This is a genomic window from Acidovorax sp. Root219 (assembly GCF_001428665.1).
Classification (GTDB): Bacteria; Pseudomonadota; Gammaproteobacteria; order Burkholderiales; family Burkholderiaceae_C; genus Acidovorax.
In genome coordinates, this window is the sequence record NZ_LMIJ01000040.1 from 1 (window position 1) to 3,519 (window position 3,519).

Here is a 3,519-nt window from a genome sequence, read left to right on the forward strand (position 1 = left end):
GCAGCGTTATGCACAGCACGCAGTTATGCACAGTTGGTCCGGCAGCGCGGCGTCGCCGCCCTCGCAAGAGGGCTGCGGTCGCGTCTTTGAACTTCACGTAATCACAAGGTCTTGAGGAACTTCAACAGATCGTCTTCTGCCCGGAACCGCTGTGGGACCACATTGGGATCCTGAAGCCTGGCCAGTGCCTTTTCCTTCATGGCGAGATCGGCCTCTATGTACTGATGCGTTGTCGCCGGACTCTCGTGTCCGAGCCACAGAGCGATCACGCTGATGTCCACGCCCGACTGCAGAAGGTGCATAGCGGTCGAGTGACGCAGGCAGTGTGGAGAGATCGTTCTCCCGGCCAGGCTCGGCGTCGTGAGCGCGGCTTTCTTGACGGCCAATGCCAGGCGCTGCGTCACGTTGGACCGCGTCATCGCCTGTCCGCCACGGTTGGGCAGCAGCGCCGACGTGGGAGTCAGGTCCGGGTTGAACTTCAGCCAGGCGCGGATCACCTTGACCGTCGATCGCCAGAGCGGCACCGACCGCTGCTTGCGTCCCTTGCCATGCAGATGCACGCAGGCGGCGGGTGCCAGCACGACGTCGCCCACTTTTACGCCGATTGCCTCCGACACGCGGGCACCGGTGTTGTACAGCAGGGCCAGCAGCAGCTTGTCTCGCTGGCCCATCCAATCCGCTCCTGGCGCGCCGATCACGGCCAGCATCTCCTCGCGTGTCAGGAACTCGAACATCGGCCGCTCGAAGCGCTTCATCGGCACGCCGAGCGCCTGCTCGACGACCTGAAGTGCCGTCACGTCTCGCCGGGCCGCGAACTTCAGGAACGAGCGCAGCGCGGCCAGTCGCGCATTGCGGCTGCGAACGGTGTTGTGCCGATCGCGTTCGAGATGATCGAGGAAGTCCAGGATCAGCGCGGGCGTCAGGTCGGCGAGCGACAGCGTCGTGGGCGTCTTGTGCAGTTGCGCCTGGGCGAAGTCCAGGAACAGCACGAACGCGTCCCGATAGGCCGCAACGGTCTGCGGGCTCAACGCGCGCTGCTGCGTCAGGTGCTCGGCGAAGAAGGACTGGACCAGCGTCGCGAAGCTCGGCGGAGCGGGCTTGCGGTGTTCAGAACTACTCATCGTCGTTCTCCGCGACGTCGGCGAAGCGTTCGAATCGAGCGCCGGCCAACGCCATCAACTCCGGCACGCCGCTCAGGTACCAGTACGTGCTGGAGATATTGATGTGGCCCATGTACGTGGACAGGGCCAGCATTCGTTGGTCAAGGTTCGCTCCCTGCTGGTGCCACAGGATCATCCGTCTCACGGCGAAGCTATGGCGCAGGTCATGCACCCGCGGTCGGCCATGGCCGCCGCGATCGATCCAACCCAATTGCTCGCGCAGCTGACAGAACACTCGATGCACCTGCCGATCTCCCAGCGGTTCACCCCGGTGCACGCCACGCGAGCCCACGAAGAATGTCATCTGCGGCTTCGCAGGCACGTACTGGCGGCGCAAGGCCCGGTAGGCTGCCATCGGACCGATCACGCTGGGGTGCAGCGGCACCATGCGGGACTTGCCAAACTTGGTCTGCTGTATGGTCAGGATGCCGCCGTCCAGATCTGCATCCGAGTCGGCCAGGTTGATCGCTTCAGAGACCCGAAGCCCGGCCGATGCGATCAGACCGAACAGCGTTGCATAGGTGGTGGCACGAAGGCCATCCGAGGGGCCGAGTCGGCGGGCAGCGACGATCAATGCCGCGATCTCGGCTTCGCTGTAGATGTGAGGCGCCACGCGGCGCGGGATCGGACCGAAGCTGGAATCGTCAGGAACTTCGACAGTCGGATCGAACTGCTGGAGCCAGCGCATGAAGGGGCGCAGCGTTGCCAGTCGGCGCGCTGCCGTGTCGACATTGGCCCGGCCGCCCACGAGATACCGAGGCTGTACCTGGTGCGCCCACTGGACCATCACGTCTACCGTCAACGCGATGTCGCGTCCCTCTCCGACCATGAAGCGAGTGAAGCTGCGCACAGCGAGATCAGAGGAGCACGGCTTGAACCCGAGGCGCAGGCGTTCAGTCAGGTATTGCTCCACCTTGGCGGTGAGGTCGATGTTCGCCGATGCTGCGGCGCTCATGATGCACTCCCAGGCCAAGGCAGAGCGACCTCGGCAAGCAGTTGCAAGTCGAGCTTGGCGTAGATCAACGAGGTGTCCAGCGATCGATGCCGAAGCACATCGGCGACCTCCTTGATCGAACTGCCGCTGTTGACCAGGCGACAGGCCAGCGTGTGACGCAACGAATGGCAACCGCGTGAGATGCCGGCACCTCGCAGGGCACGCCCGATTGCCTGGCTCACTGCATCGACGCCGATGGGCTTGTCGTGTGGCGCCAACCGACGGACGAACAGCGATGGCAGCGTGGTTGCGGGCCGCTCGTGTCTCATGTACTCCGCCAGAGCCTGCCCGGTGAGCACCGGCAGCGGTAGGACATCCTGGCGCTGGGACTTTGTTCGCTTCAAGGTCACCGTTCCGGCACGCCAATCGAAGTCGCCGATCTCCAGCTTGGCGATCTCGCCCACGCGCAGTCCGAGATCCAAGGCCAGGCGCACCATGGCCAGCAGGCGCAGCGGAGCCCGCTTGGCCTCGGCGCAATGCGCTTCGAGGCGCTGGACCTCCTCGGTCGTCAGCGCGCGCGGCAACGATGCTTGGCTCCATCGCACCGGCGACGAGATAGCGCCGAGCAGGCTGTTCACTGCGTCACCGCAGGTCCCGCGGTATCGGAAGTAGGCCCGCAGCGCAGCAGTGACCGCGCTGGAATGCGACCCGCTGCTGACCCGCGTGAGCTCGGTTGCGATGAAGCCGCGAACGTCTTCCGGCTGCAACTCGCCGATGGCGATGGCCTTGCCCGCGAACTTGCATTGCAGCAGACGACCTACGAGTACCAGCCGATCCTCGCGCGTGCCTATCGCCAGGCCGCGGGCGTCGCGCATGTGGACGTTGTAACGGTTCAGTTCTTCTGCAATGGGACCGCTGGGGCCTGGCAGTTCCACGATGACATGCTGTTCCCGCAACAAGGCGAGCAGGTGTCCGAGACTGGCGCTCAAGCCGCTGCGTGTACGCAGAGCCGCGGGATGGCAGTCGCAGCGCGGCAGATGCGAATCCAGAAACTGCTCGACGAGGGCTTCGTCGATCTGTTCGGCAGATACCTGGCACTTCGCCATCCAGTGGGCAAAGTGCGACCAGGCACGAAGGGCAGTCTCCGAGCTGCCTTCGGCGTACCGGCCGCGCTCCAGCAATGCCTGGAACGCCCCGACGTATGAAGACAGCGGGCCATCGAGCAGCCATGCCCTGGCCATCGGGTGCATCGAAAGAATCAAGTCCATGGTGATCTCCAGTTGTGAGATCACCATTCATGCGCCGACTGCGAACTTATGTCCAGTTCAACGGCACCGCCTCCTTGCGATCTACCAGGGCGATCACAGCCTCTGGCGCGTTCAGACTGGCCAACTGTCCATAACTGCGTGCTGTGCATAACGCTGC

Annotated in this window: 3 protein-coding genes; all 3 read right to left on the minus strand. The window is 64.2% G+C overall.

Annotated elements, in window-relative coordinates:
- Positions 1 to 101 precede the first annotated feature (101 nt).
- Genes ASE28_RS27675 through ASE28_RS27685 form a run of 3 tightly spaced genes read right to left on the minus strand, consistent with a single transcriptional unit; the run spans position 102 to position 3,362 of the window.
- Positions 102 to 1,121: a tyrosine-type recombinase/integrase gene (locus tag ASE28_RS27675; protein WP_008903159.1), complete on the minus strand. Its 1,020-nt coding sequence runs from the start codon at positions 1,119 to 1,121 to the stop codon at positions 102 to 104.
- Entirely contained in the window at positions 1,114 to 2,115 is a 1,002-nt protein-coding gene (locus tag ASE28_RS27680) for a tyrosine-type recombinase/integrase (protein WP_008903160.1), read from the minus strand. Before ASE28_RS27680 ends, ASE28_RS27675 begins: the two co-directional genes overlap by 8 nt.
- A complete protein-coding gene (locus ASE28_RS27685) occupies positions 2,112 to 3,362 on the minus strand; it encodes a site-specific integrase (protein WP_235516236.1) in 1,251 nt (416 codons plus the stop codon). Before ASE28_RS27685 ends, ASE28_RS27680 begins: the two co-directional genes overlap by 4 nt.
- Positions 3,363 to 3,519 lie beyond the last annotated feature (157 nt).

What these genes read in the sequence shown, in the direction of transcription:
- ASE28_RS27675 (WP_008903159.1), bottom strand. Translation starts at nt 1,121, where the DNA reads ATGAGTAGTTCTGAACACCGCAAGCCCGCTCCGCCGAGCTTCGCGACG.
- ASE28_RS27680 (WP_008903160.1), bottom strand. Translation starts at nt 2,115, where the DNA reads ATGAGCGCCGCAGCATCGGCGAACATCGACCTCACCGCCAAGGTGGAG.
- ASE28_RS27685 (WP_235516236.1), bottom strand. Translation starts at nt 3,362, where the DNA reads ATGGACTTGATTCTTTCGATGCACCCGATGGCCAGGGCATGGCTGCTC.